Genomic DNA, 24,642 nt, shown 5'->3' on the forward strand with positions numbered 1-24,642 from the left:
GGTCTTCTCGCGATGGCCGAGCCTCGCCTCCGCCAGTGACGGTTCCCCCGCCGCCGACGCGCTGCCGGCCTGGATGCTCTCGATCCCCCGCCGCCGCTGGCCGGACCTCGTCGAGGACGGCGCGAAGGCGGTCCTGGCGGTCCTGATCCCGGTGCTCCTCGTCGGGTGGGGTCTGACCGCCGGACCGCCGGCATCCGTCGCGATGGCGGGCCTCCTCGTTGCGGGCGTCCTGGCTGCGTTCCTCAGCACCTTGCACGTCGCGCGGCTCCGGCGGGCCCTGCGGGCGAGCGAGGCGCAGTTCTCCGCGATCTTCGAGCGCGCCGGGATCTCGATGTGGCGCGAGGACTGGAGCGCGGTGGGCGAGGCCATTGCCGCCTTGCGCCTCGCCGGCGTCACCGACATCGAGGGCCACTACGCGGCGCGGCCCTCGGAACTGCGGGAGCTCTGCGGCCGGGTGCTGATCAAGGACGTCAACGCCTTCACGCTGGAGGAGACCGGCGCGCCGGACAAGGCAGCCTTCGTCGGCCCGCTCGACCGGCTGCTGCCGGAGACCGACCAGACCTTCGTGCAGTGGCTTGTCGCGCTCGGTCGCGGCGACCGCTTCTTCCGCTCGGAGGCCCATATCGTCCGGGCCGACGGCCAGCAGAGCGACGTGCTGTTCACCGCCATGCTGCCGCGCGACCGCGCCGAGTTCTCCGACTTGCTCATCACCTCCCTCGACATCACGGCCTACAAGCAGGCGCAGGCGCGGCTCGCTGCCGCCGAGGGCGACCTCGCCCGGGCCGCCCGCTCGATCACCGTCGGGGCGGTGAGCGCGTCGATCGCCCACGAGGTCAACACGCCGCTCGCGGCGATCGCCGCCAACGCCCAGGCTTCCTTACGCTGGCTGAAGCGGCCGGACCCGGACCTCGCCGAGGTGACGGCTGCCCTGGAGGATGTCGTCTCCGAGGCACGGCGGGCCCGCGACGTCGTCGCCCGCACCCGCTCACTGTTTGGAACGGCCTCCCTCGCGCTCGCGCCCGTCGACCTCGTCGAGGCGGCGCGCGAGGCGACGCTGCTTGCCGAACGGGACTTGCGCGCCAACGGCGCCGCGGTCCTCATCACCGCCGATCCCGACCTGCCTGCAGTCACCGGCGACCTCGTCCAGATCGAGCAGGTGCTCGTCAACCTGCTCGTCAACGCCGCCCAGGCGATGGCGGGGTCGAGCGGCCGCCGTGACGTCGCGATCACCGTGCGGGGCGATCCCGGCGCGGTGCGCGTCACGGTGAGCGATACCGGCCCGGGCGTGCCCCCGGAGCAGCGGGCCCGCATCTTCGAGCCGTTCCACTCGACGAAGCCCGGCGGCATGGGCATGGGACTGGCGATCTGCCGCAGCTGCATCGACGCCCATGGCGGCGACCTCTGGCTCGACGACGCGCCGGGTGGCGGGGCCGCCTTCCACGTCCGGCTTCCGACCGCATGCCGGTCTCCGGCCTGACCCCCCGCTCCGTCGCGATCGTCGACGACGACCCGGCGATCCGCCTTGCCCTGACCCGGCTCGTCGGGTCCCTGGGCTACGCCCCGATGCCGTTCGAGACCGGCGGCCATCTGCTTGCCGCCCTCGGTGCCGTCGAGCCGGGCTGCGTCGTCACTGACCTGCAGATGCCGGGCCTCTCCGGCCTCGACCTTCTGCGCCAGCTGCGGCTGCGCCGTCCCCGGCTGCGGGTCATCCTCGTCACGGCCTATCCGAGCGACGCGAACCGCCGGCGCGCACTCGCCTACGGGGCCTTCGCGTATCTCGCCAAGCCGTTCGAGGCGGAGGAGTTGGAACGCTGCCTCGCTCGCGTGTTCGACACGCCCTGATTCCGTGTTAGACCCCGGCGGCCCCGCTTCCGGCGCGGGCCCTCCGCCAGTGACGCGCTCACCCCGATCCCGATGCAGACCGGCACCGTCCACATCGTCGATGACGACGCGGCCTTGCGAACCGCCCTCGTCCGGCTCTGCGGCTCGGCCGGGCTCAAGGCCACCGGACACCCCGACGCGTCGCACCTGCTCGCGAACCCGGACGTCGAGCGGCCGGCCTGCATCCTCCTGGACGTTCGGCTGACGCACGCCGACGGCCTCGACGTCCAGGCCCAGTTCCAGGCGTCGGGCACCACGATCCCGATCATCTTCCTGACCGGCTACGGCACGATCCCGATGACCGTGCGGGCGATGCGGGGCGGGGCGGTCGAGTTCCTGACGAAGCCGGCGGAGGAGGAGGACATCCTCGCGGCCATCGACCGCGCCCTCGCCCTCGACGCGGCGTCCTTGTCCGCGGAGGCCGCCCGAGGTGCGCTCGCGGGCCGGCTCGCCTCCCTCACGGGCCGCGAGCGCGACGTGTTCGACCTCGCGATCGGCGGGCTGATGAACAAGCAGATCGCCGCCGAGCTCGGCGTCTCGGAGATCACCGCCAAGGTGCACAAGCGGCGGGTGATGGAGAAGATGGAGGCCCGGTCGCTCGCCGACCTCGTGCGGATGGCGGGCGAGCTCGGCATCGACGCGCTGCGCCAGCGCTGAGCGGCCCTCATCCGGCGGCCCGCCTGCTCCCGGCAGGGCCGTGACGACTCGGCCGGCAGGATCGATCGAGGCCGTCTCCGTGAGCGCTTGCCCGTGCAAGGACACGGCCCGCCGCAGCCCGGGCCCGGCACCTTCGCCCTGCGCCGCGACCCAGCCCCCGGAGGGCGTCGGCGAGCGTCGGCGGCAATTCCCGCCGCAGCGACCGGGTGAGCGCCCGCGTCCGGGAGCGGGTGCGGTGGATGGCCTCCCGCTGGCCGGCGAGCCAGTCGGGCAGACCGTTCGTCCGTGCCACCGAGGCGTCGAGTTCGGTTCCTCGTTCCTCGAGCCAGCGGATCTGATGGTAGAACTCGATGAGTTCGACCGCGGTGCGCGACGAGAACAGCCCGATGCGCCCGGAGTTGTTGGCGAAGACCGCGAGGTCGTGGCGCCACAGGCGCAGGGCCGCGGCCTCCCGGCCCTCGACGATGGTCCCCGCCCGGCTCAGGCGCGCCTCGTAGCGCAGCAGGCTGCGCTGGATCGACTTGATCTCAGCCAGCAGGGCGAGCCCGTAGGTGCGCCGCTCCTGGCGCCGGACCCAGCCCTGGCTGAGCAGCGCGCCGAGGAAGCCGGTGACGATGCTGATCCCGGCGGAGAGCAGGACCGTCGTGAAGGCGAAGTCGGTCACGCCCGCTCGTCCTCGGTCGAACCGGGGCTCCGGACCGATGCCGGGAGCGGCGCCTCGCTTGCCCTCACCGCGCGTCTCCGGGTGGATGGGTCTGAAACACGGTGGTGTAGTTGGCCGGGATCCAGCCGAACCGTCCGTCCTCGGCCCGAATGTGGCCGAGTCCCGGGAAGGAGATGTGGGCGGCGGCGATCCAGGCGCCGGTGCGAGCCGCCTCCGAGAAGAGCGCCTCGCGCCGGGCCTCGGCGCCCGCGCCGTCGGTGTCGTAGGTCACCGTGACCTGCGGATCGGGGAACTGGATCGGTGCCACGTGGACGATGTCGCCCCAGACCAGCAGCGTCTCGGCCCCGCTGGTCACGCGGTAGGAGCTGTGGCCCGGCGTGTGCCCCGGGGTCGCGACCGCAACGAAGCCCGGCAGGACCTCGCCTTCGCCGTCGAAGGGAATGAGCCGCCCGGCGTCGCGGTAGGGCTTGAGCGCGGCCTGGGCGCCCCGGAACATCGGCAGGAGGAACGGCGGAGCCGCCGTCTCGTTGGCCGGATTCAGCCAGTAACTGGCGTCGCGGCGGCTGACCCGGATCGTCGCGTTCGGGAAGACGGCCTTGCCGTCGTGCATGATCCCGCCGACGTGATCGGCGTGCAGGTGGGTCAGCAGCACCTCGTCGACTGCCTCCGGCGCGTAGCCGGCGGCGCGCAGGTTGGCGACGAGCTTGCCACAGCAGGATCCATAGAGGTCGCCTGCGCCTGCATCGATCAGGACGAGGCGCGAGCCGGTATTGATCAGGAACGCGTTGATCGAGCCCTCGAACGGCAGGGCGAGGAAGTCACGCGCGAGACGACTCTCCGCATCGCCCGGCCGGACCTCGGAGAGGAGGGCGCGCGGGCCGCCACCGTCGCGGGGCCGCTGGAGCACGGTCGGGATCGGAAAGGTGTGGGTGCCGTCGAGGAGAGCCGTCACCTCGAAGCGCCCGAGCATCATGCGGTAAAAGCCCGGTGCCTGCTCGGCCAGCTGGGGCGCCGCCGCGCGCGGGCCGCCGGACGGTTCGGCCAGGACCAGGCAGAGAGCCAGGGCGCAGGCGCCGCCGAGGCCCCGGAATCTCCCGGTCGACGCACCGTGGCGGCGACGCCCGGTCATGCCCGCTCTCCGGAACCAGCCGCTTTGTCCTCGGGGACCGGGATCGCGAAGCCGTTCAGGGTCACCGAGACGAAGCAGTAGTGACCGACAAGGTAGATCAGTTCGTTGGCGCCCGCCTGGCCGAACAGCGCCACGGCGCGCCGGTAGGTCGGCTCCGGCAGGATCCCGCCCCCGGTGAGCGCGCGGGCGACGTCGAACGCCGTCGCCTCCTCGTCCGTGAGGTCCTGCGGTCGTCCGCCGGCAGCCAGCGTCGACAGGCGCTGGTCGCTCATCGCGTGGCGGGCCTGCGCGACCGCTCCATGCGCGTAGATCTCATAGGCCGCGCCGAACCGTGCGCCGACCGCCAGGATCGCAACTTGCCGCACCGCATCGGGCAAGATCTTGAACGCGGTCATTGCCTGGGTGACGGTCCAGAAGGCCGCACCGACCTCGGGCTGGTGCAACCATGCGTTCCAGGGCCCGAGGAGTGCGCCGTCTGCCCGCGTGGTGGTGAAGAGGTCGTACTTGGCGCCCACGCCCGACCTCATGTCGTCGTAGAGCGGCCGCTGTAACGGGGAAAGGTCGGCGGGGGCGATCGGCGGGAGGCGCATCCGTGAACCCTTCTCGTCAGCGGCCGTGAGCGCGACCGTCCTCAAGGTCTAGCGGGGCCGCTCCGAGTCGACTTGTACGGGATCGCGCTCGATTGGACGTTCTGTGCCGCGCTGGACATCCCGGGATATCGATTGCGGCGGAGCCCGGGTCATGATCTGGCCATCGGCGCCGTCGTAGGGCACTTGCGGGCTGGCAAGGTCGATCCAGCTCCTGCCGCGGGCGCTCACGCCTCAAGCCAGACGTCGGCGAAGGTGTCGGACGGTCCGTCGATCGTGGTCGGGTGGTTGGCGACGCGGCGGTTGAGGATCGTCAGGTTGGCGCCGGTGACGAGATTCACGTCCGGCAGGTCTCGCCCGACCTGTCCCTGGACGGCGAAGAAGAGCGCGCGGCGCCGGTCCGGGTCGGTCTCGACCGCGGCGGCTTCGAGCAGCCGGTCGACCTCCGGGTTGCTGTAGCCGGAGCCGTTGGTGAAGGGCACGCCCGGGCGAAAATTCTTCGACCAGTACAACCGCTGCACCCCGACCGTCGGGTCGAAGGAGTGGCTCATGCCGTTGCTCATGAAATCGAAGGCGCGGTCGGTGTAGGTGCGCTTGAACCAGGTCGGCACGTCCTGCGCCCGCAGGGTCACGCCGATCCCGACCTTGGCGAGCGCCTGCCGGGTGTAGTTGCCGAGCTGCTGGTAGGCCTCGCTGTAGGGCATGTAGTCGTGGTGGACCCGGAAGCGCAGGCCGTCCGGGCCGCGGGGAAAGCCCGCTTCGTCGAGCAGGGCCTCGGCCCGCTTCGGGTCGAAGGGGTATTTCGGGGCGTCCGGATCGTGGAAGGCCTTGAGCGCCGGGCTGATCGCCGAGGGCGCGTCCTGGCTGTAGCCGTAGAAGACGAGCCGGTTGATCGCCGAGCGGTCGACCGCGTGGGCCACCGCCCGGCGCACCGCGAGCTGCTTGAAGTACGGGTTCGCCAAGTTGAATTCGAGCCGGTAGACGATCGGCTGGTAGTCGTAGCCGCGGGTCTCGATCCGGAGCGACGGGTTGGCCTTGAGCGCGTCGAGCTGGGCGAGCGGCACCGGGGTGTCGGGGGCGTAGAGCACCTCGCCGGTCTCCAGGGCCACCGCCCGGGCGTTGGCGTCGGCGATGAAGCGCACGACGATTCTATCGAGGTAGGGCTTGCCCGGGTCCCAGTAATCCGGGTTGCGCTCGTAGAGGATGTGGCTGCCCTGCACCCACTCCTTGAAGACGAACGGCCCGGTGCCGATCGGCGCCTTGCCGTTCGGGCTTCCCAGCACGTCGCCGTCATAGCGGTGCTTCGGCACGATCGGCGTCTCGGAGGCGGTGAGCGCCGCGAGCAGGTAGGGGGCCGGGCGCGACAGCACGATCTCGGCGGTGTGGGGATCGGGCGTCAGCACGTCGACGACGCCCGCGAGCGTGCCGCGCCCGCGCGGATGGTGCTCCTTGAGGAGCCGGATCGAGTGGGCGACGTCGGCGGAGGTGAAGGACCGGCCGTCGTGCCACCTCACGCCGCGGCGCAGGGCGAAGCGGTAGCGCAGGCCGTCGCCGCTCACCTCCCAGGCGGTGGCGAGAAGCGGGCGCGGCCGGAAGTCGAGGTCGAAGGCCAGCAGGCCCTCCGTCACCTTCGGGCTCACCCGGGTGGTCGGCCCGGCGGTGTGGGTCAGGCTCACCAGCGTCGGCGGCTCGGGCTGGATCACCATCGTGAGGGTGCCGCCCCGGCGCGGGGTGCCGGCGCGGGCCGGGACGGCGAGGCCGAGGCTCCCGGCGGCGAGGCCGGCTGTGAAGTGGCGACGGGTGAGGGCGGTCATGGCATCGTTGTCCGGCGGCAGGGCAGGGGGCGTCAGGCCGCGAGGGAGAGGGGCGCAGCCCGAAGGCCCGCCTGGCGCATCAGCGGCAGCACCCGCTCGCCGAAGAAGGCGAGGTCGGGCTTGAAGTCGTAGAAGCTGAGCTGGAGTCCATCGATGCCGGCCCGCTTCAAGGCCTCGAACTGCGCGACCACCTGCTCGGGCGATCCGATCACCCGGATGTTGCCGCCGATCGCCGCGTAAGGATCGGCCCGGCCCTCCCGTCCCTTCCAGGCATGGGCGTCGGAATCGAGGGTGCGAAACCCCTTCGGGCTGCGCGGATCGGCGTGCGCCACGATGGCATCGGCATAGGCCCAGGCCTCGGCTTCCGTCTCGCGGCAGATCACCAGCGGGTTGATGAGCGTGCGGACGTCGCGCCCGAATGCGCGCGCCGCCGCCTTCACCCGGGCGGTGTGGTCGGGCAGGGCCTCAAGGGCGCTGTCGATGTCGGCGCCGGCCGGGCTCGTCACGAATACGATGTCGGAGTAGCGCCCCGCGAAGGCGATCCCCGCCTCCGAGCCCGTGGCGTTGACGAGGATCGGGCGGCCGTAACGGGGCTTGGGCGTCACGAAGCCGCCGCCGAGGCTCCACGAGGACTCGCCCGTGAACGAGAACGGCTCGTCGTCCTGCCACAGGCGCTGCACCACCTCGACGAACTCGGCCGCGAGCGCGTAGCGCCGGTCGTGCTCGATGCGCGGCCAGCCGAACATCTCGTGCTCCACCGCCCGGTGGCCGGTGACGACGTTGAAGCCGAAGCGGCCGCCGGTGATGTGATCGAGGGTGGCGCCGAACTTGGCGAGGTGCAGCGGGTGCCACGGCCCGTAGAGCACGTGCACGGTCGCCACCAGCAGGATGCGGCGGGTGAGCGCCGACAGGGCCGCGATGCTGGTGAAGGAATCGAGCGCCTGCCCGTCGAGCACGCCGCCATAGCCGCCCTTCGGCAGCCATTGCGACAGGGCGAAGACCAGGTCGAAGCCGAGCCGCTCGGCCTCGAGCACGAGGTCGCGGTTGTAGTCGAAGCTCCAGTCGGTGGTGCGCGGCAGGGTCGAGGCGGTCCAGCCGCCGGCCTGGATCGGCAGGAACAGGCCGAGCAGCAGCGGCTCCGCCAGCGCCCGCGACAGCGGGCTGTCCGGAAAGTCGGCCGGGCTCGCGAAGCCGGATTTGCCGACGAGAGCGCCGGGAGGGTGGATCAAGGTCATGACGAGGCTCGCCGGGGATGTCACGGGCCGCGGGCCCGCTCGACGGCGGCATCCTATAGTTGACAAAATAGATCGACAATATGAATTTAGCGCCGTCGCCAAGAGCCGGCGGCACCGAGTTGGAGAGACCCGCGATGGACCGAACACGCCGCCTGCTCCCCGTGCTGGGACGGGCGCTCGCCGACGCGGTGCCGACGGCTCTTCTGATCCTGGTGGTCAACTTCTTCCTGTTGCGCCTCGCGCCCGGCGACGCCGCCGAGGTGATGGCGGGCGAGGCGGGGGCGGCGACCGAGGAGACGCTGGCCGCCTTGCGCAACCGCTTCGGCCTCGACCTGCCGGTGCTCGACCAGTTCCTGGCCTACCTGAACAACCTCGCCCATCTGAGCCTCGGCGTCTCGCCGCGCTACAACATGCCGGTCGCAGAGCTGATCGGGCAGCGCCTGCCCGGCACGCTGATGCTGATGGGTCTGGCCCTCGCCCTCGCGCTGCTCGCCGGCCTGGCGCTCGGCGCGCTGATGGCCCGAGCGCCGGGCGGAATCCTCGACCGGATCCTGTCGGTGGCGGTGCTGCTGTTCTACTCGGTGCCGGGCTTCTGGATCGGCCTGATGCTGATCGTGCTGTTCTCGGTGAAGCTCGGCTGGCTGCCGAGCGGCGGGGCGCGCACCATCGGGCAGGGGCTCACCGGCGGCGCGGCACTCGCCGACCAGCTCCGCTACATGGTGCTGCCCGGCCTGTCGCTCGCGCTCTTCTACGTCGCGATCTACGCCCGCCTCGTGCGTGCCGCGATGCTGGAGGTGCGCGCCCAGGACTTCGTGCGCACGGCCGCCGCCAAGGGCCTGTCGCCGCTGGCGGTCACGCTGCGCCATGTCCTGCGCAACGCGCTCCTGCCGGTCACCACGGTGGCCGGCATGCATGTCGGCGGGCTTCTCGGCGGCGCCGTCGTGGTCGAGACGGTCTATTCCTGGCCCGGCCTCGGGCGCCTCGCCTTCGAGGCGGTGCTGGCGCGCGACTTCAGCGTGCTGCTCGGCGTGCTCCTGCTCTCCTCGCTCCTGGTCCTCGTCGCCAACGTGGCGGTCGATCTCATCCAGGCGATCCTCGACCCTCGCATCGCGGTGCGCTCATGACCTCGTCGCCGATGACCCTCCGGTTCGCGGAAAGCCCTTCGGCCACCGACCGAGCCGCCGTGCCGCCGGCGCCCGCGCCGCGCCGGGCCTTGCGGGCCTTCCTGCGCAACCCGACGGCCCTGTCCGGCCTCGCGATCCTCGGCGTGGTCGCGGCGGCGGCTCTGGCCGCGCCCTTCGCCTATCCCGACGATCCGCTCGGCATGGTGGCGCAGCCCTTCCTGTGGCCGGGCCAGGACCCGGCCTATCCGCTGGGCACCGACTCGCTCGGCCGCGACGTCGCCGCCGGGATCGCCCACGGCGCCCGGGTCTCGCTCCTCGTCGGCTTCGCGGCCGCCGCCACCGGCCTCGCCGTCGGCGTGCTGGTCGGCGCGACCGCCGGCTATGCCGGCGGACGGATCGACCGGGCCCTCGGCCGCGTGATCGCCCTGTTCCAGACCATCCCGTCCTTCATCCTGCTGGTGGTGCTGGTGGCGATCGCGCAGCCGTCGATCCCGGCGATCACGCTCGCCATCGGGGCGACCTCGTGGCCGATCGTGGCCCGCCTCACCCGGGCCGAGTTCCGGTCCTTGCGCGAGAAGGACTTCGTCACCGCCGCCCGCGGCCTCGGCTACGGGCCGGTGCGGATCGTGTTCGCCGAGATCCTGCCCAACGCCCTGCCGCCGATCGTCGTCACCGCCTCGGTGATGGTGGCCTCCGGCATCCTGATGGAATCGGCCCTGTCCTTCATGGGGCTGGGCGACCCGAACGTCGTGAGCTGGGGCAGCATGATCGGTGCCGGCCGGGAGGTCCTGCGCAGCGCCTGGTACCTGACCGCGATCCCCGGACTCGCGATCGTGCTCAGCGTGCTCGCCCTCAACCTCGTCGGCGACGGGTTGAACGACGCCCTCAACCCGCGTCTCGCCGGGGAGGCGTGAGATGGCGCTCCTCGACGTCCAGGGCCTCGGCATCGCCTTCCCGCGGGCCCGGCCGGTGCAGGATCTGAGCTTCACGGTCGGTCCGGGAGAGACGGTCGCCCTCGTCGGCGAGTCGGGCTCGGGCAAGTCGCTCACGGCTTTGGCCCTGATGCGCCTCCTGCCGCCGCGCGGCCGGATCGAATCCGGCACGATCCGGTTCGACGGCCGCGATATCGGGACTTTGAGCGAGCGCCGGTTCCGCGAGATTCGCGGGCGCGAGATCGCGATGGTGTTCCAGGAGCCGATGACCGCGCTGAACCCGGTGCTCACCGTCGGCGTCCAGATCGCCGAGGTTTTGCGCCGGCACGAGGGCCTCTCGGCGCGCGCCGCCCGGGCCCGCGCCGTCGACCTGCTCGACCGCGTCCGCATCCCCGATCCGCACAGGCGGGTCGACTCCTACCCGCATCAGCTTTCCGGGGGCATGCGCCAGCGGGTGATGATCGCCGTCGCGGTCGCCTGCTCCCCAAAACTTCTCATCGCCGACGAGCCGACCACGGCCCTCGACGTGACGATCCAGGCCCAGGTGCTCGATCTCATCGACGGCTTGCGCCGCGACCTCGGGATGGCGGTGCTGCTCATCACCCACGACCTCGGCGTGGTCGGGCAATGGGCCGACCGCGTGGTGGTGATGTATGCCGGCCGCCGGGTCGAGGAAGCGGAGCCGGACGCGCTGTTCGACGATCCGCTCCATCCCTACACCCGCGGCCTCCTCGCCGCCTCGCCCCGCGGCCGGGCGGCCCTTCACGATGAGGTCCTGCGCGGCGAGGCCCTGCCGGAGATCCCAGGCTCGATCGCCTCGGCGCAAGGCCAGCCCGGCTGCGCCTTCGCACCCCGCTGCCCGCTGGTCGAACCGGGCTGCCGGGCCGCCCCGCCGCCGGCTCTGGCGCGGCCCGACGGGCGCGTCGTCGCCTGCCCGGTCACGACCGCGCCCGCGCGTCCCGTCCTTCCGTCCCGCATTCCCGGCCATCAACAAGACATTCGCCATGACGCTGCTCTCGGTCTCTGATCTCACGACCGCCTATGACGGGGTGCGGGCGGTCGACGGCGTCAGCCTGACGGTGGCGCGCGGGGAGACCGTCGGCCTCGTCGGCGAGTCCGGCTGCGGCAAGTCGAGCCTGGCGAAGAGCCTGCTCCGCCTCGTCGAACCGCAGGGCGGCGAGATCGTCTTCGACGGGGTGCCGGTGCGCGGGCTCCGCGGCGGCGATCTGCGCGCCTATCGCCGCCGCGCCCAGATGGTGTTCCAGGACCCCTTCGCCTCGCTCAACCCGCGGCACACCATCGGCAGCATCCTCGAGACGCCGCTGAAGGTGCACGGTCTCGGCGGCCGGGGCGAGCGCCGCGCCCGGGTCGCCCGGACCCTCGATCAGGTCGGCCTGCCGGGAAGCGCGACGACGCGCTATCCGCACGAATTCTCCGGCGGCCAGCGCCAGCGCATCGGCATCGCCCGCGCCCTCGTCGTCGAGCCGCGTCTCGTCGTCTGCGACGAGCCGGTCTCGGCCCTCGACCTCTCGGTCCAGGCGCAGATCCTCAACCTGCTCGCCGCGATGCGCCGCGAGCTCGGCCTCGCCTACCTGTTCGTCTCGCACGACCTGTCGGTGGTCCATCACGTCGCCGACCGGGTGCTGGTGATGTATCTCGGCCGCATCGTCGAGAGCGCGCCGACCGGGGCCCTGTGGGCCGCCCCGCGCCACCCCTATACCCGCGCCCTCATCGCGGCGGTGCCGGACCCTGCGCGAAAACGCCAGGCGCCGCCGCTCGGCGGCGACCTGCCGAGCCCGACCGACGTCCCGTCCGGCTGCCGCTTCCACCCCCGCTGCCCGCTGGCGACCGACCTCTGCCGCCGCGACGACCCGATTCTTCGCCCGGTCGCGGATGCTCACGCCGTCGCCTGCCACCACGCCTGACTGACTCCCTCCAGCACGAGGATTTTTCCATGAGCCTGCGCCAGACTGCCCGCTTTCGCATCGTCGGTTTCAGCGGCAACACCCACCGGCCGTCGAAGTCGCGGGCCCTCGTCGGCGCCATCGCCGAGGCCGTCGCCGCGCGCCGGCCCGTCGACGTCCAGCTCCTCGACCTCCTCGACGGCGGGCCCGAGCTCGGCGCCGCCTACACCCCGACCGACCTGAGCGCCCGCGCCGCCGCCCTGATCCGGGCGATCGCGCTGGCCGACGCCCTGATCGTGGCGAGCCCGGTCTACAAGGGCTCCTATGCCGGCCTGTTCAAGCACGTCTTCGACCTGATCGACCCGGCGGCGCTCGCCGACCGGCCGGTGATCGTCGCGGCGACCGGCGGCGGGCACCGCCACGCCCTCGTCGTCGAGCATCAGCTGCGGCCGCTCTTCGGGTTCTTCGGTGCCCATACGGTCGCGACCTCGGTCTATGCCAGCGATGCCGAGTTCAGCGACGGCCGCCCCGCCGACGCGGCCCTGGAGGCACGGATCACCTTGGCCGCCGACCAGCTCGTCGAGGCCCTGGCGCACCGCACGCCCCGCGCCGCGGTTCAGGCGGCTGCCTGATGACCGGCGCCCTCACCCGCCGGGCCCTCCTCGGCACGGCCCTCGCGGCGTCCGCCCTCGGAGGTGGTCGCGTCAGCACCGCCCGGGCCGCCTCCCCCTTGCGCATCGGCACCACCGCCGGCCCGGTCGCCCAGACCCTCGACGTCGCCGCGAAGCTCGCCAGGGCGCAGGGGCAGAGCGTCGAGATCGTCGAGTTCACCGATTGGGTCACCCCGAACGAGGCGGTGGCGACCGGCAGCCTCGACGCCAACCTGTTCCAGCACGTGCCCTTCCTCACCAGCGCCATCAAGGCACGGGGCTACGCCCTGGTGCCGGTGGCGCCGGCCATCATCCTGCCGGTCGGGTTGTTCTCGAAGTCGCTCAAGCGCCTGGAGGACGTGCCGAAGGGCGCGTCGGTCGCGATCGCCAACGACCCGGTCAACGCCGCCCGGGGTCTGCACCTGCTCGAGAAGGCCGGCCTCGTCTCCCTCAAGCCGGGCCTCGGCGACGCGGTCACCGTGGCCGACATCGTGCAGAACCCCAAGAGCCTGCGCATCCTCGAACTCGACGCCGCGCAGCTTCCCCGCGTCCTCGACGACGTAGCCCTGGCCCAGATCAGCTTCACCTACCTGATCGCCTCCGGCGGCGACCCGAAGACCGCCCTCATCACCGACGGGGCCGGCGACAGGCACTACACGTTGAGCTTCGTGGCGCGTCCGAACAACCGCGACGACAAGCGGCTCGCCGCCTTCATCGCCACCTACCGCTCGCCGGAGGTGAGGCAATTCCTGATCGACCGCTACGGCGGGTTCCTCGAGCCGGCGTGGTAGGGGCGGGGCCGGGACGCCCGGCCTCCCGATTTGTGAGCCTGGAAGCAGGGGAGGGCCTGCAGGCACTCCTCACGCCTCCCGCGGGTCGATGTACAGATCCGCAAAATTGCCGGTGATCCCCTCGGCACCGGGGGCGAAGTTCTTCACCTTGCGGTGCGCCACGATGATGCCGGAGGGCGCGATCAGGTCGACCGACGGCAGGTCGGCGCGGATGCGGCGCTGGAAGGCGACGAACAGCTCGCGGCGGCGCGCCTCGTCGGGCTCGATGGCGGCGGCTTCGAGCAGGCGGTCGACCTCGGGGTCGGCGTAGTGCGCGGCGTTCGAGAACGGCAGGCCGAGCTTGAAGTTCTTCGACCAGTAGGCGCGTTGCACCCCGATCGTCGGATCGAAGGTGTTCGACAGGGACTCGATCGTCACGTCGAAGGCGCGGTCGCGATAGACCCGGGTGAGGTAGGTCGCGAGGTCGAGGCGCTGGAAGTCGACCGCGATGCCGATCCGCGTCAGCGCCTGGCGGATGAAGTCGCCGTAGCGCCCGTCCAGGAACGGGTTGAGGGTGAGCCGGAGCGGGAACCGGGTGCCGCCCGGACCGCGGAGGTGGCCGGCCTCGTCGAGCAAAGCCTCGGCCCGCTTCGCGTCGAACGGCACCGGCCCGAGGCTCGCGTCGTGAAACTTCGGATGCACGACGCTGACCGGGGTCGGCGAGACCGTGCCGTGCCCGAAATACACCGCCGCCAGCAGCGCCTTGAGGTCGATGGCGTGCGCCACCGCCCGGCGCACCCGCAAGTCTTGAAGCACCCCGGTATCGAGATTGAAGAAGAGTTGGGTCTGGGGCCCGGCATAGGCGTAGGTCGTGGTGTCGACCACGAGCTTCGGCAGGGCCCGCAGGCGGGCGAGGTCCGCGAGCGGCACCGGGTTGCCGCCGAGATCGACCTCGCCGGCCTCGAACGCCGCCGCCCGGGCGCCCGGATCGGTGATGATCCGCATCACGATCCGGTCGAGATAGGGCTTGCCCTCGTCCCAGTAGTTCGGGTTGCGCTCGAACAGGAGGTGGCTGCCCGGCACCCACTCCTTGAGCATGAACGGTCCGGTGCCGATGGTCTGGGCGAGGCTGGCATTGGCCCGGCCGGATCGCCTCGTAGACGTGGCGCGGCACGATGGGGGATTCCGCCCCCGCGAAGGCACTGATCAGGAACGGGGCGGGCCGCGACAGCACGATCTCGACGCTGTGGGAATCGGGCGTGCGCACCTCGGCGACGTTGGCGAAGGTGATGCGCCCGCGCGGATGCGCCTCGCGCAGGCGCAGGAGCGAGAACGCCACGTCGGTGGCGGTGAACGGCGTGCCGTCGTGCCAGGTCACGCCGCGCCGCAAGGCGAAGCGGTAGCGCAGGCCGTCCGGGCTGACCGCCCACTCCGTCGCGAGGTTGGGCAGCGGGGTCATGTCGTGGGCGTAGCGCAGCAGACCCTCGTTGATCTTGCTGCCGATGGTCTGGCCTGTGCCCGAGGTGGTGTTGATCGCGATGATCGCCTGCGGCTCGGGGAAGAACACCCAGTTCAGCGTGCCGCCGCGGACCGGCGTCTCGGCCGGGGCCGCGAGGGGCGGGGAGCCGGGCGGGATCGCCGGCAGGGCGGCGCCCGCTGCGGCGCTCAGGAGCAGGCGGGTCGCGTGGCGGCGCGTGAAGGACATGACGCAGGCGCTCCGGAATGAAGGGGATTTTCGGCTCGTTCTTTTAAACGAACATGACCCTGCGGACTAGAGCCAGATCGATTGGGGAGCGATCGACTCACCGGGTGCCGGCGGCCATTTTCGGCGACATTGCTCGCTATTTTCTATGTAGGACGCCAGGAGCAGCAGATATTTCCATTGGCAAACGTTCTATAAAGAGAACTTTCTCGTTGACCGGACGGCCTGGGGCGCAGAGATTGACAACGGTGAGAGCCTGCCCAACCGCGCGGGGAGCGATCGATGCCGGACACGCAGCACGCAGGAACCCCTCGTCCGGATCCCGGGCCCGCGCCGGCCGCCCGCGGCCGCCATGTCCTGGTGATCGGGGCGAGCGCGAGCGGCTTGAGCGTCGCCTCTCACCTGCTGCGCCGCGAGGCGCGGGTGCAGGTCACCCTGATCGAGGCGCAGGGCTCCCGCTGTCGCCGCCTGCGCCGGGCCGAGTTCGCGCCCCTGCTGGCCGAGGAGACCGGCCCGCTGCCTTCGGCCCCCCTGCACCTCGTCGAAGCGCTGCGGCAGCATGCGGGGCGTCTCCACGTCGCCGAGACGACCTGCCTGTCGGTCGCGTCCACGCCGCAGGGCGTGGCGGCGCGGACGGCCGACGGGACCACCTATCTCGGGCGCGCCGCGGTGCTGGCCTTCGCCCTGCAACCGCCGGCCTCAGGCGTTCCGCCGCAGGAGAGGAACGCCGCCATCCGCGCGCTGCGTCTCGACCCGGCCGACCTGCCCCTCGGGACCGGCGCCGCCGCCCTGGTGCGGTCCTTGCGGGCGCTGGTGCGGGAGGCGGAAGGCCGCGGGGTCAGCCGCGACGTCGCGGTGGCGGGCCTGCGCTTGAGCGCCCCCGCCCTCTGGCACGATCTGCCCGACGAGGCGCGCGAGCGCCTCCTGCGCCACGGCCGACGGGTGTGGGACCGGATCCTCGGCGGCGGGACGGACGGCCCGGCGACACGCCGCGACGCGCCACGGCCGGGCGCCCTCCTGCGCGACCTCGTCGGGCGCGGGCTGCTGCTGCCGCGCGCCAGCGGCCTCTCCGTCGCGCCGGGGGCGGCCGACCGGCTCTTTGCCGGTCATCCGGCGGACCTGATGCCCTACGCGGCACCCCGCCTCCTCGACCTCGACGCCGCCTGCGCCTGGCTGGCCGGGCGCGTCGCCCATGCCGGGCGCGTCGGGGAGGGGACCGTCGCGTCGGCGGAGGCACGAGGCCCTGGGTGCGAGGATGCGACCCTCAGATGTGGTAGGTGAGGCTAGCCTCGGCCTCCGCCTGCGGCATCGCCCGCATCTGCTCGAGCGTCAGGGTGTCGAGGATGCCCGCGATGCTGTTGCGCACCGCCAGCATGGCGAGGCGCACCGAGCAGGCCGCCTCGTCGGCGCAATCCTCGCACGGGCGGTAGGCGGTGCGGCTGGCGCAGGGAAGCGGCGCGAGCGGGCCGTCGAGGGCGCGCACGACGTGGCCGATGCGGATCTCGTCGGCCGGGCGCGCCAGGGCGTAGCCGCCGCCGGGCCCCTTCTTGCTGTGCACGAAGCCGGCATTGCGCAGGTCGCCCAGGATCGCGTCGAGGAATTTCTTGGGGATGCGGTGCGCCTCGGCGATCTCGGCGACGCCGATGCGAGCGCCCGGAGGCAGGCCTGCGAGGTGGACCATCGCCTTGAGCCCGTACTTGCCCTTGTTGGTCAGCATCGTCGTCCTGCGTGTGGCGGGGGTCTGCGGAGGAAGGCGGGCCGGCAAGCGGTGCCGGAGAGATGGGGATTTGTCGACTGCGCCGGTAGACTTCCTCCCAGGGAGATGGCGGCGCGGCAGGCCGGAGGGTCGCAGCGGCCTTCGCTCGATCATATAGTACATAAAAATGATTGACTAAATAGATTTTCCCCGCGAGAAACGCACCGTCGGCGGGTGCGAACCGCCCCTTCCGAGCGAGACTGGCGGCTTACGAGGCTGACGACATGGCGCGTCGCGACGACACCCTGCATCTGGGCGCCTTCCTGTATCCCGGCGGCCACCACGTCGCCGCCTGGCGCCATCCCGACGCCAAGGCCGATGCCGGCATCGATCCGGCCCATTACCGGCGTCTCGCGCAGGTCGCTGAGGCGGCGAAGTTCGATCTCATCTTCCTCGCCGACGGCGTCAGCATCCGGGGCGACGACATCGACGCGCTCAGCCGCACGGCGACCCGCTACGTCGGCCAGTTCGAGCCGCTGACCCTGCTCTCGCATCTCGCGGCGGTGACCGAGCGCATCGGCCTCGTGGCCACCGCCTCGACCACCTACAACGAGCCGTTCCATGTCGCGCGCAAGTTCGCCTCCCTCGACCACCTGAGCGGCGGTCGGGCCGGCTGGAACCTCGTCACCTCGGCCGACGAGCGCGAGGCGTGGAATTTCGGCCGCGACGCCCACCTCGCCCATGCCCGCCGCTACGCCCGGGCGGACGAATTCGTCGACGTCGTCACGGGGCTCTGGGACACCTACGAGGACGACGCCTTCCTCCGCGACAAGGACGAAGGCCTGTTCTTCGATCCGGGCAAGCTCCACGTGCTCGGCCACCGGGGCGAGCATTTCTCGGTCCGTGGTCCCCTCAACGTCCCGCGCCCGCCGCAAGGCCACGCGGTGGTGGTGCAGGCCGGCTCCTCCGAGGCCGGCAAGGCGCTCGCCGCCCGCACCGCCGAGGTGATCTTCACCGCGCAGATCACGCTGGAGGACGCGGTCGCGTTCTACGCCGACGTGAAGGGGCGGATGGCCCGCCACGGCCGGGCGCCGGAGGACCTCAAGATCATGCCGGGCGCGATGCCGTTCCTCGGCCGCACGCGGAGCGAGGCGCAGGACAAGTACGACGCCGTGCAGGCGCTGGTCCATCCGGTGGTCGGCCGCTCGCTCCTCGAGCGGATGCTGGGCATCGACCTCTCGGGCTACCCGGAGGACGGGCCGGTGCCGGACGTGCCGGAGACGAACGGCGGCAAAAGCCGTCAGGCGCTGCTGGTGGCGCTGGCGCGGCGCGAGAACCTGTCGATCCGCGACCTCTACCTTCGCATCGCCGGGGCCCGTGGGCACTGGACGCTCGTCGGCACCGCCGAGGATGTCGCCGACGCGCTCCAGGAACGCTTCGAGGCCTACGGCGCCGACGGCTTCAACATCATGCCGCCGATCCTGCCGACCGGGCTCGACGACGTGGCGACGCTGCTGATCCCCGAGTTGCAGCGCCGCGGCCTGTTCCGGACCGAGTATGCCGGCCGGACCCTGCGCGAGCATCTCGGACTTCGCCGCCCGCCCCACCGCATCCATGCCCGGCCCACCGACCGCGAGGCGGCCGAGTGACACGAGGAGCGCGCCGCATGCCGGACAGCCGGATCGAGATCGCCCGCGTGGCGAAGGATTTTTCCGTCGACGGCCGGCCCCTGCGGGCCCTCGACGGCATCGACCTCACGGTCGCCCCGGGCGAGTTCGTCACCATCGTGGGGGCGAGCGGCTGCGGGAAGTCGACCCTGTTGCGCATCGTCGCCGGGCTCGATCCCGCCCATGACGGCGAGGTGCGCCACGACGGGCGCCCGGTGACCGGCCCGAGCCTCGAGCGCGGCATCGTCTTCCAGGAGCCGCGGCTGTTTCCCTGGCTCACCGTCGCCGAGAATATCGGCCTCGGGCTCGAGAACGCCCGTTTGAGCGCGGCCGAGACGGCGCGGCTCGTGGCCGAGCACGTCGCCCTCGTCGGCCTGTCGGGGTTCGAGAAGGCCTATCCGCGCCAGCTCTCCGGCGGCATGGCCCAGCGCGCGGCCATCGCCCGCGGCCTCGTCAACCGGCCGGGCCTGCTGCTCCTCGACGAGCCGTTCGGCGCCCTCGACGCCCTCACCCGCGCGCGGCTCCAGGACGAGTTGCAGCGGATCTGCGCCCGCGAGGGCATCACGGCGCTCCTCGTGACCCACGACGTCGACGAGGCCCTGCTGCTCGGCGACCGGGTGGTGGTGATGGCCCCGCGGCCGGGCCGGATCGCCGAGATCCTGGACGTCCCGGCCTTGAAGCCCCGGGACCGGCGCGACCCTGTGCTGGCGGCCTTGCGCCACGTGATCCTCGACCGGCTCGAGGAGACGCAGGGCGCGGTTCCTCAAACCGCCACCGCCCGGGAGGCGGGGCGTCGTCCCGCCTCCTTGCTCGCGCGGCCTGACACCGTCTCCGTTTGATCTGTTCCAATAAAAATGGAGCGCGGGATCCCCTCTCCCGAGTAGGAGAAGGGGTAGGGGCGATCGAAGATCGCGCAGGGTGGCTCGGCTTCAGGATAAATCGCTAACCGTCGAGCTGCACAGCTCGACGGTTCAGGATCATTGCGGAAACCGAGCCACCCTCACCCCCGGCCCCTCTCCCACTCGGGAGAGGGGAGACGCGCTCGATTTTTATCTGATCTGATCAAGCGGACATCGCCTGATTTTCTACAAGAAAGCTTCCGCCATGGCTCAACCCCGACAGATGAAGCTCGGCGCATTCCTGATGACCGACGGCCACCACGTGGCGGCCTGGCGGCATCCGGACGGGCGGCCCGACGCCCATGTCAGCCTCGACCATTTCGTGCGGCTCGCGCGCCTCGCCGAGTCGGCCGCCTTCGACGCGGTGTTCCTCGCCGATTCCTCGGGCGTGCGGAACACCGACCCCGCCTCGCTGAGCTTCACCTCGCGGGCGGCGAGCTTCGAGCCCCTGACCCTGCTCTCGGCCCTCTCGGTGGTGACCGAGCGCATCGGCCTCATCGCCACGGCGTCCACGAGCTTCAACGAACCGTTCAACCTCGCCCGCAAGTTCGCCTCCCTCGACCTCCTCAGCGGCGGCCGGGCGGGCTGGAACCTCGTCACCTCGTCGAGCGAGTCGGAGGCGCAGAACTTCAACTTCGAGCGTCACGCGGCGCATGCCGACCGCTACGACCGGGCGCGGGAATTCGCCGAGGTTGTCACGGGCTTATGGAATTCGTGGGAGGACGACGCCTTCCTGCGCGATCCCGAATCCGGCCGGTTCTTCGATCCGGACAAGCTCCACACCCTCCACCATCACGGCAGGCACTTCCGGGTGCGCGGGCCCCTCAACGTGGCGCGCTCAGCCCAGGGACATCCGGTCGTCGTCCAGGCCGGCTCCTCGGAGGACGGCAAGGAACTGGCCGCCGCCACCGCCGAGGCGATCTTCACCGCGCAGGTGACGCTCAAGGAAGCACAGGACTTCTACGCCGACGTGAAGGGGCGCCTGTCGCGCTACGGCCGCGACCCCGACCACCTCAAGATCATGCCGGGCATCTTCCCGGTCGTCGGCCGCACCGAGGAAGAGGCGCGGGAGAAATTCGCGGTTTTGCAGGAGCGCATCCACCCGGTGGTGGGCCTCAGCCTCCTCTCGACCACGCTCGGCGGCGCCGACCTCACCGGGTACGACCTCGACGGGCCGCTGCCGGACCTGCCCGAGACCAACGGCCCGAAGAGCCGCCAGAAGCTGCTGATCGAGCGGGCGCGGCGCGACAACCTGACGATCCGGCAGCTCTACCTCGCCATCGCGGGCGCGCGGGGCCACTGGCAGGTGGTCGGCACCGCCTCCCAGATCGCCGACCAGCTCGAGGAGCGTTTTCGGAATGGCGGCGCCGACGGCTTCAACGTGATGGCGCCGTACCTGCCCGGTGGGCTCGAGGACTTCGTCACCCACGTCGTCCCCGAATTGCGCCGCCGCGGCCTGTTCCGCGAGGCCTACGAGGGCCGGACCCTGCGCGACCATCTCGGGCTGCCCAAGCCCGTCCACCGGGCGCCGCGCGCGCATCGCCAGGCGGCGGAGTGAGGACGATGCGTCTCCTCGCCTGCCTCGCCCTCCTGCTCCTCGCCGCCCTACCGGCGGCGGCCGGTCCGCTCACCATCCGGGTCGGCTATGCCGGTCCGGCGCCCGGCGGCACCCGTCACGTCCCAGGCCTCGCCGGCATCGTCGCGGCCGAGCGCTACATCGAGCGCGAGGTCGCGGGCGACCCGGACCTCGCCGTCGAATGGGTGTTCTTCAAGGGCGCGGGGCCGGCGGTGAACGAGGCGCTCGCCGGCGGCCAGCTCGACTTCGCCTTCATGGGCGACCTGCCGTCGCTGAGCGGCCGGGCGGCGGGCCTCGACACCCGCATCGTCATGGCGACCAACGCCCGCGACGCCCTCTACCTCGTCACCACCCCGGCCTCGTCGATCACCGGCCTGGCCGACCTGAAGGGCCGCAAGGTGGCGCAGTTCCGCGGCACCAGCACGCATCTCGCGAGCGAGGGCGCCCTGCGGCGGGCCGGGCTGACGAGCCGCGACCTCCAGGTCTACGCCCTCGACGACGCCTCGGCACTGGCGGCGCTCGCCGCCGGCGACGTCGAGGCGGTGCTCGGCAAGGCGCTGTTCCTCACCCTGGTCGAACGCGGCCAGGCGCGGGTCGCCTGGAGTTCGAAGGGCGATCCCCGTGCCGGCCCCAGCAACCACCTGATCGTCGCGGGCGCCTTCGAGCGCTCCCATCCCGACCTCGTCGCCCGGGTGGTCAAGGCGAGCGTGCGCGCGGCGGCCTGGGCCTCGGACGAGGCCAACCGCGAGGCGGTGTTCGCCCTGTGGGAGAAGTCGGGCACGCCGGCGGCGGTGTTCCGGGCCGATTACGACGGGCAGCGCCTCGCCGAGCGCCTGTCGCCGCTGGTCGACGACCTCCTGATCGACACCTACCGCGAGAAGGCGGCCCGGGCCCGCGAGCTCGGCCTCGTGCGCCGCGCCGTCGACGTTACCGGCTGGTTCGAGCCGACATACGTCGACGCGGCGATCCGCGACCTCGGGCTTGCCGGCACCTGGACCCGCTACGGCGCCGACGGCCGGCCCCTCGGCTCCTGACCTCCTCACAGCCTCTGGAGCGCCCCCGATGATCCGCCTCACCCGCCGCGCCCTCGCGGCCGTCACGCTCGCCCTCGCCTTCGGTCCCGCCGCGGCCCGGGCCGAGCCGGTGACGATCCGCTTCGGCTTCGCGTCGATCGGGACCGACAACCGGCCCTTCGCCGGCGGCAGCGCCGCGGCCCTCGCCCATTCTGAGCATATCATCGAGGAGGCCCTGAAGGACGAGCCCGGCGTCACCGTCGCGTGGTCGTTCTTCAAGGGCGCGGGGCCGGCGGTGAACGAGGCCTTCGCCAACGGCCAGCTCGACTTCGCCTTCCAGGGCGACCTGCCCTCGGTGATCGGCCGGGCGAGCGGGCTGAGGACGAAGATCGTGCTCGCCACCGGCGCCCACGCCCCGCTCTACCTCGCGGTGCCGCCGGGCTCGTCGATCGCCTCCGTGAAGGACCTCAAGGGCAAGAAGGTCTCGATCTTCCGCGGCACCAACAACCACTTGGCGGCGGTCAAGGTGCTGGCGGCGAACGGCCTGACCGAGCGCGACCTGAGCGTGCTCAACATGGATGTCGCCACCACCAACGCGGCTCTGGCCTCGGGCGACATCGACGCGGCCTTCGGCAATTTCGGCCTGATCTCGTTGCAGCAGCAGGGCCGCGCGAGGATCGTCTACTCCACCAAGGGCGACGACCCGGCCTTCGAGCGCCAGGCGGGCGTGCTGGTGGCCGACGCGTTCGAGACGGCGCATCCCGACCTCGTCGCCAAGGTGGTGAAGGCCCTGGTCCGGGCCTCGCATTTCGCCTCCGACGAGGCCAACCGCGACAAGGTCCTGGCGATCTGGGCCCGCTCGGGCACGCCGGACTCGGTCTTCCGCTACGACTACGCCGACCAGCCGCTGCGCTATCGCAACTCGCCGATCATCGATCCCTTCCTCATCGAGCAGTACCGGGTGCAGGCGCGCCAAGCCCGAGCCTATGGGCTGATCCGCCGGGACGTCGACGTCACCGGCTGGTTCGAGCCGCGCTACCTCGACCGGGCGCTCAAGGAACTCGGCCTCGAAACCCATTGGCCCCGGCTCGGGCCGGACGGAAAGCCGCTGTCGTGAGGGCGCCCGTGACCGCCCTCGCCTGGCCCGCCCGCGGGATCGCGGCCTCTCTCCACCGCCGCTTGAATCGCCACTTGCATCGCCATCTGGCGCCGATCGCCCTCGGTCTCCTCGTGCCGCTCGGACTCCTCGTCGCCTGGGCCGCCGCGGCGGCGTCCGGCTGGCTGCCCGAGCAGATCCTGCCCGCGCCCCGCATCGTCGCCGAGACCCTCGTCGAGATGGTCCGTAGCGGCGAGCTCGCCCAGCATGCCGGGATCAGCGGGCTGCGGGTGCTCGCGGGCTTCTCCCTCGGCGCCGGCTTCGGTCTCCTCCTCGGCGGCGCGATGGGCCTGTCGCGCCGGGTCGAGGACGCCGTCTCGCCGCTGTTCACCGCGCTCGCCCAGGTGCCGACCCTCGGCTGGATCCCGCTCCTGATGCTGTTTCTCGGCATAGGCGAGACCCTGAAGATCGTCGTCATCGCCAAGGCCGCCCTGGTGCCGGTGACGCTCAACACGGCGGCCGGCATCCGGGCGATCCCGGAGGGCTACCGCGAGGTCGCCCGGGCCTACCGCTTCACCCGGGTGCAGACCTTGCGCCGCCTGATCCTGCCGGCGAGCGTGCCGCCGGTCTTCACCGGCATCCGCTACGGCCTGACCAAGGCCTGGACCGCCCTCGTCGCGGTCGAGCTCCTCGCCTCGGCCGAGGGGCTCGGCTACCTCCTGGTCTGGGGCCGGCAGATGTTCTGGCTCGACACGATGATCGTCGCGATGGCACTGATCGGCCTCGTCGGCGTGGCCATGGATGCGGTGCTCGCCCGGATCGAGGCCCGGCTCCAGCTCTGGCGGATCGACGCGCGATGACCGCCCCCTCGCGTCCCTTCGACTCTCTTGCCTCCGCCACCCGCCTGCGCCGCGGCCTCGTCCTGCCGCTCCTGCTGCTCGTCGCCTGGGAGACGTCGAGCCGCACCGGCCTCGTCGATCCGCGCTTCCTGCCGCCGCTGGAGGCGATCGCCGCGACGGCGCTCGTCGAGATCCGATCCGGCGACCTCGTCCGGCATCTCGCCGCGAGCCTCGCCCGCGATCTCCTCGGCTTCGCCATCGGCGCCGGTGCCGGCGTCGCGTTCGGGGCGCTGCTCGGCCTGTCCCCGCTCGCCGCCCGGCTGTTCGGGCCGACGTTCCACGCCCTCAAGCAGATCGCGGTCCTGGCCTGGATCCCGATCATCTCGATCTGGTTCGGCTTCGCCGAGAGCGCCAAGGTGGTGTTCGTCGCGCTCGCCGCCTTCGTGCCCGTGGTGGTGAACACGCAGGAGGGCATGGCCAGTGCCTCGCCCCAGCTCGTCGAGGTCGGCCGGGCGCTGCGCTTCACCCACCGGCAGATGCTGCTGCGGGTGTTCCTGCCCTCCGCTTTGCCCTCGATCGCCACCGGGCTCCAGCTGGCGCTGATCTATTCCTGGCTCGCCACCGTCGGGGCCGAATACTTCATGGCGGTCGGCCCCGGCATCGGCGGCCTGATCATCGCCGGGCGCGAGCGCTTCCAGATGGATCTGGTGATGCTCGGCGTCGTGATCCTCGGCCTCGTCGGCTTCCTGCTCAATGCCACCGCCGCCTCGCTCGCGGCCCGGGCGCTGCGCTGGCGCACCCTCTGAA

General features: G+C 71.8%; 23 protein-coding genes and 1 pseudogene. 17 read left to right on the forward strand and 7 right to left on the reverse strand.

The features are described from left to right. Nucleotides 1–73: 73 nt before the first annotated feature. The 3 genes from DK412_RS05050 (at nucleotide 74) to DK412_RS05060 (ending at nucleotide 2,538) form a co-directional block, all read left to right on the forward strand. Nucleotides 74–1,477 (forward strand): ATP-binding protein, encoded by a 1,404-nt coding sequence (locus tag DK412_RS05050; protein WP_162596122.1) that lies wholly within the window; start codon nucleotides 74–76, stop codon nucleotides 1,475–1,477. Then, nucleotides 1,459–1,842, forward strand: a complete 384-nt coding sequence (locus DK412_RS05055) for a response regulator (RefSeq protein WP_109971054.1) — start codon at nucleotides 1,459–1,461, stop codon at nucleotides 1,840–1,842. Before DK412_RS05050 ends, DK412_RS05055 begins: the two co-directional genes overlap by 19 nt. A gap of 72 nt (nucleotides 1,843–1,914) precedes the next feature. Continuing rightward, nucleotides 1,915–2,538, forward strand: coding sequence for a response regulator (locus DK412_RS05060; protein WP_109971055.1), 624 nt, complete (start codon nucleotides 1,915–1,917; stop codon nucleotides 2,536–2,538). Nucleotides 2,539–2,545: 7 nt separating this feature from the next. Here DK412_RS05060 and DK412_RS05065 read toward each other — a convergent pair whose 3' ends face one another. The 5 genes from DK412_RS05065 to DK412_RS05085 all read right to left on the reverse strand — a co-directional run bounded on the left by DK412_RS05065 (nucleotide 2,546) and on the right by DK412_RS05085 (nucleotide 7,967). Further along, the gene (locus DK412_RS05065; protein WP_109971056.1) at nucleotides 2,546–3,202 is read right to left on the reverse strand and encodes a hypothetical protein; all 657 of its coding nucleotides are present in this window, start codon (nucleotides 3,200–3,202) and stop codon (nucleotides 2,546–2,548) included. A 64-nt stretch (nucleotides 3,203–3,266) separates the two neighbouring features. Then, complete coding sequence (locus DK412_RS05070; RefSeq protein ID WP_109971057.1) at nucleotides 3,267–4,331, reverse strand: MBL fold metallo-hydrolase; 1,065 nt, start codon at nucleotides 4,329–4,331, stop codon at nucleotides 3,267–3,269. Continuing rightward, complete coding sequence (locus DK412_RS05075; protein WP_109971058.1) at nucleotides 4,328–4,921, reverse strand: hypothetical protein; 594 nt, start codon at nucleotides 4,919–4,921, stop codon at nucleotides 4,328–4,330. The genes DK412_RS05070 and DK412_RS05075 overlap by 4 nt, the downstream gene beginning before the upstream one ends. Nucleotides 4,922–5,145: 224 nt before the next feature. Then, nucleotides 5,146–6,732, reverse strand: coding sequence for an ABC transporter substrate-binding protein (locus DK412_RS05080; protein WP_109971059.1), 1,587 nt, complete (start codon nucleotides 6,730–6,732; stop codon nucleotides 5,146–5,148). Between the two features lie 32 nt (nucleotides 6,733–6,764). Beyond that, entirely contained in the window at nucleotides 6,765–7,967 is a 1,203-nt protein-coding gene (locus DK412_RS05085; RefSeq protein ID WP_109971060.1) for an LLM class flavin-dependent oxidoreductase, read from the reverse strand. A gap of 134 nt (nucleotides 7,968–8,101) precedes the next feature. Here DK412_RS05085 and DK412_RS05090 point away from each other — a divergent pair, with 134 nt between their 5' ends. From DK412_RS05090 to DK412_RS05115, 6 genes are read left to right on the forward strand one after another with little or no spacing between them, the layout of a single operon-like run. Beyond that, nucleotides 8,102–9,091 (forward strand): ABC transporter permease, encoded by a 990-nt coding sequence (locus DK412_RS05090; RefSeq protein ID WP_109971061.1) that lies wholly within the window; start codon nucleotides 8,102–8,104, stop codon nucleotides 9,089–9,091. Between the two features lie 59 nt (nucleotides 9,092–9,150). Continuing rightward, entirely contained in the window at nucleotides 9,151–10,005 is an 855-nt protein-coding gene (locus DK412_RS05095; protein WP_245447438.1) for an ABC transporter permease, read from the forward strand. A gap of 1 nt (nucleotide 10,006) precedes the next feature. Continuing rightward, nucleotides 10,007–11,050: an ABC transporter ATP-binding protein gene (locus tag DK412_RS05100; RefSeq protein ID WP_109971063.1), complete on the forward strand. Its 1,044-nt coding sequence runs from the start codon at nucleotides 10,007–10,009 to the stop codon at nucleotides 11,048–11,050. Next, on the forward strand, nucleotides 11,028–11,948 hold the full coding sequence (locus DK412_RS05105) for an oligopeptide/dipeptide ABC transporter ATP-binding protein (RefSeq protein ID WP_109971064.1): 921 nt from the start codon (nucleotides 11,028–11,030) through the stop codon (nucleotides 11,946–11,948). The genes DK412_RS05100 and DK412_RS05105 overlap by 23 nt, the downstream gene beginning before the upstream one ends. A 29-nt stretch (nucleotides 11,949–11,977) precedes the next feature. After that, entirely contained in the window at nucleotides 11,978–12,559 is a 582-nt protein-coding gene (msuE, locus tag DK412_RS05110; protein WP_109971065.1) for an FMN reductase, read from the forward strand. Continuing rightward, entirely contained in the window at nucleotides 12,559–13,368 is an 810-nt protein-coding gene (locus tag DK412_RS05115; RefSeq protein ID WP_109971066.1) for a MetQ/NlpA family ABC transporter substrate-binding protein, read from the forward strand. The genes msuE and DK412_RS05115 overlap by 1 nt, the downstream gene beginning before the upstream one ends. Before the next feature lie 69 nt (nucleotides 13,369–13,437). On the opposite strand, the pseudogene DK412_RS05120 reads toward DK412_RS05115, so the two are convergent. Next, nucleotides 13,438–15,052, reverse strand: a pseudogene (locus DK412_RS05120) (ABC transporter substrate-binding protein). A gap of 279 nt (nucleotides 15,053–15,331) precedes the next feature. Here DK412_RS05120 and DK412_RS05125 point away from each other — a divergent pair. Next, nucleotides 15,332–16,330, forward strand: coding sequence for a hypothetical protein (locus DK412_RS05125; RefSeq protein ID WP_109971067.1), 999 nt, complete (start codon nucleotides 15,332–15,334; stop codon nucleotides 16,328–16,330). On the opposite strand, the gene DK412_RS05130 is transcribed toward DK412_RS05125, so the two are convergent. Beyond that, the gene (locus DK412_RS05130) at nucleotides 16,314–16,766 is read right to left on the reverse strand and encodes an Rrf2 family transcriptional regulator (RefSeq protein WP_109971068.1); all 453 of its coding nucleotides are present in this window, start codon (nucleotides 16,764–16,766) and stop codon (nucleotides 16,314–16,316) included. The two genes, DK412_RS05125 and DK412_RS05130, sit on opposite strands and share 17 nt — an antisense overlap. Before the next feature lie 263 nt (nucleotides 16,767–17,029). Here DK412_RS05130 and DK412_RS05135 point away from each other — a divergent pair, with 263 nt between their 5' ends. The 7 genes from DK412_RS05135 (at nucleotide 17,030) to DK412_RS05165 (ending at nucleotide 24,641) form a co-directional block, all read left to right on the forward strand. Further along, nucleotides 17,030–18,394, forward strand: a complete 1,365-nt coding sequence (locus DK412_RS05135) for an LLM class flavin-dependent oxidoreductase (protein ID WP_109971069.1) — start codon at nucleotides 17,030–17,032, stop codon at nucleotides 18,392–18,394. A 17-nt stretch (nucleotides 18,395–18,411) separates the two neighbouring features. Next, nucleotides 18,412–19,251 (forward strand): ABC transporter ATP-binding protein, encoded by an 840-nt coding sequence (locus tag DK412_RS05140; RefSeq protein ID WP_109971070.1) that lies wholly within the window; start codon nucleotides 18,412–18,414, stop codon nucleotides 19,249–19,251. A gap of 265 nt (nucleotides 19,252–19,516) precedes the next feature. Then, nucleotides 19,517–20,869: an LLM class flavin-dependent oxidoreductase gene (locus DK412_RS05145; RefSeq protein WP_109971071.1), complete on the forward strand. Its 1,353-nt coding sequence runs from the start codon at nucleotides 19,517–19,519 to the stop codon at nucleotides 20,867–20,869. Nucleotides 20,870–20,874: 5 nt separating this feature from the next. Continuing rightward, nucleotides 20,875–21,921 carry an ABC transporter substrate-binding protein gene (locus DK412_RS05150; protein WP_109971072.1) on the forward strand — a complete coding sequence of 349 codons (1,047 nt, stop codon included), beginning with the start codon at nucleotides 20,875–20,877 and terminating at the stop codon, nucleotides 21,919–21,921. Nucleotides 21,922–21,949: 28 nt separating this feature from the next. Continuing rightward, entirely contained in the window at nucleotides 21,950–23,017 is a 1,068-nt protein-coding gene (locus DK412_RS05155; protein WP_109971073.1) for an ABC transporter substrate-binding protein, read from the forward strand. An 8-nt stretch (nucleotides 23,018–23,025) separates the two neighbouring features. Beyond that, on the forward strand, nucleotides 23,026–23,856 hold the full coding sequence (locus tag DK412_RS05160; RefSeq protein WP_348629371.1) for an ABC transporter permease: 831 nt from the start codon (nucleotides 23,026–23,028) through the stop codon (nucleotides 23,854–23,856). Next, nucleotides 23,853–24,641, forward strand: coding sequence for an ABC transporter permease (locus DK412_RS05165; RefSeq protein ID WP_109971075.1), 789 nt, complete (start codon nucleotides 23,853–23,855; stop codon nucleotides 24,639–24,641). The genes DK412_RS05160 and DK412_RS05165 overlap by 4 nt, the downstream gene beginning before the upstream one ends. The last annotated feature ends 1 nt before the right edge of the window (nucleotide 24,642 follow it).

This window comes from Methylobacterium sp. 17Sr1-1 (assembly GCF_003173775.1).
Lineage (GTDB): Bacteria > Pseudomonadota > Alphaproteobacteria > Rhizobiales > Beijerinckiaceae > Methylobacterium.

Bases quoted from the DNA above. Each gene is read 5' to 3' on its own strand.
- DK412_RS05050 (WP_162596122.1), top strand. From the start codon at position 74: ATGCTCTCGATCCCCCGCCGCCGCTGGCCGGACCTCGTCGAGGACGGC.
- DK412_RS05075 (WP_109971058.1), bottom strand. From the start codon at position 4,921: ATGCGCCTCCCGCCGATCGCCCCCGCCGACCTTTCCCCGTTACAGCGG.
- DK412_RS05150 (WP_109971072.1), top strand. From the start codon at position 20,875: ATGCGTCTCCTCGCCTGCCTCGCCCTCCTGCTCCTCGCCGCCCTACCG.
- msuE (WP_109971065.1), top strand. From the start codon at position 11,978: ATGAGCCTGCGCCAGACTGCCCGCTTTCGCATCGTCGGTTTCAGCGGC.
- DK412_RS05085 (WP_109971060.1), bottom strand. From the start codon at position 7,967: ATGACCTTGATCCACCCTCCCGGCGCTCTCGTCGGCAAATCCGGCTTC.
- DK412_RS05115 (WP_109971066.1), top strand. From the start codon at position 12,559: ATGACCGGCGCCCTCACCCGCCGGGCCCTCCTCGGCACGGCCCTCGCG.
- DK412_RS05070 (WP_109971057.1), bottom strand. From the start codon at position 4,331: ATGACCGGGCGTCGCCGCCACGGTGCGTCGACCGGGAGATTCCGGGGC.
- DK412_RS05090 (WP_109971061.1), top strand. From the start codon at position 8,102: ATGGACCGAACACGCCGCCTGCTCCCCGTGCTGGGACGGGCGCTCGCC.
- DK412_RS05140 (WP_109971070.1), top strand. From the start codon at position 18,412: ATGCCGGACAGCCGGATCGAGATCGCCCGCGTGGCGAAGGATTTTTCC.
- DK412_RS05100 (WP_109971063.1), top strand. From the start codon at position 10,007: ATGGCGCTCCTCGACGTCCAGGGCCTCGGCATCGCCTTCCCGCGGGCC.
- DK412_RS05105 (WP_109971064.1), top strand. From the start codon at position 11,028: ATGACGCTGCTCTCGGTCTCTGATCTCACGACCGCCTATGACGGGGTG.
- DK412_RS05155 (WP_109971073.1), top strand. From the start codon at position 21,950: ATGATCCGCCTCACCCGCCGCGCCCTCGCGGCCGTCACGCTCGCCCTC.
- DK412_RS05145 (WP_109971071.1), top strand. From the start codon at position 19,517: ATGGCTCAACCCCGACAGATGAAGCTCGGCGCATTCCTGATGACCGAC.
- DK412_RS05060 (WP_109971055.1), top strand. From the start codon at position 1,915: ATGCAGACCGGCACCGTCCACATCGTCGATGACGACGCGGCCTTGCGA.
- DK412_RS05135 (WP_109971069.1), top strand. From the start codon at position 17,030: ATGGCGCGTCGCGACGACACCCTGCATCTGGGCGCCTTCCTGTATCCC.
- DK412_RS05130 (WP_109971068.1), bottom strand. From the start codon at position 16,766: ATGCTGACCAACAAGGGCAAGTACGGGCTCAAGGCGATGGTCCACCTC.
- DK412_RS05165 (WP_109971075.1), top strand. From the start codon at position 23,853: ATGACCGCCCCCTCGCGTCCCTTCGACTCTCTTGCCTCCGCCACCCGC.
- DK412_RS05080 (WP_109971059.1), bottom strand. From the start codon at position 6,732: ATGACCGCCCTCACCCGTCGCCACTTCACAGCCGGCCTCGCCGCCGGG.
- DK412_RS05125 (WP_109971067.1), top strand. From the start codon at position 15,332: ATGCCGGACACGCAGCACGCAGGAACCCCTCGTCCGGATCCCGGGCCC.
- DK412_RS05055 (WP_109971054.1), top strand. From the start codon at position 1,459: ATGCCGGTCTCCGGCCTGACCCCCCGCTCCGTCGCGATCGTCGACGAC.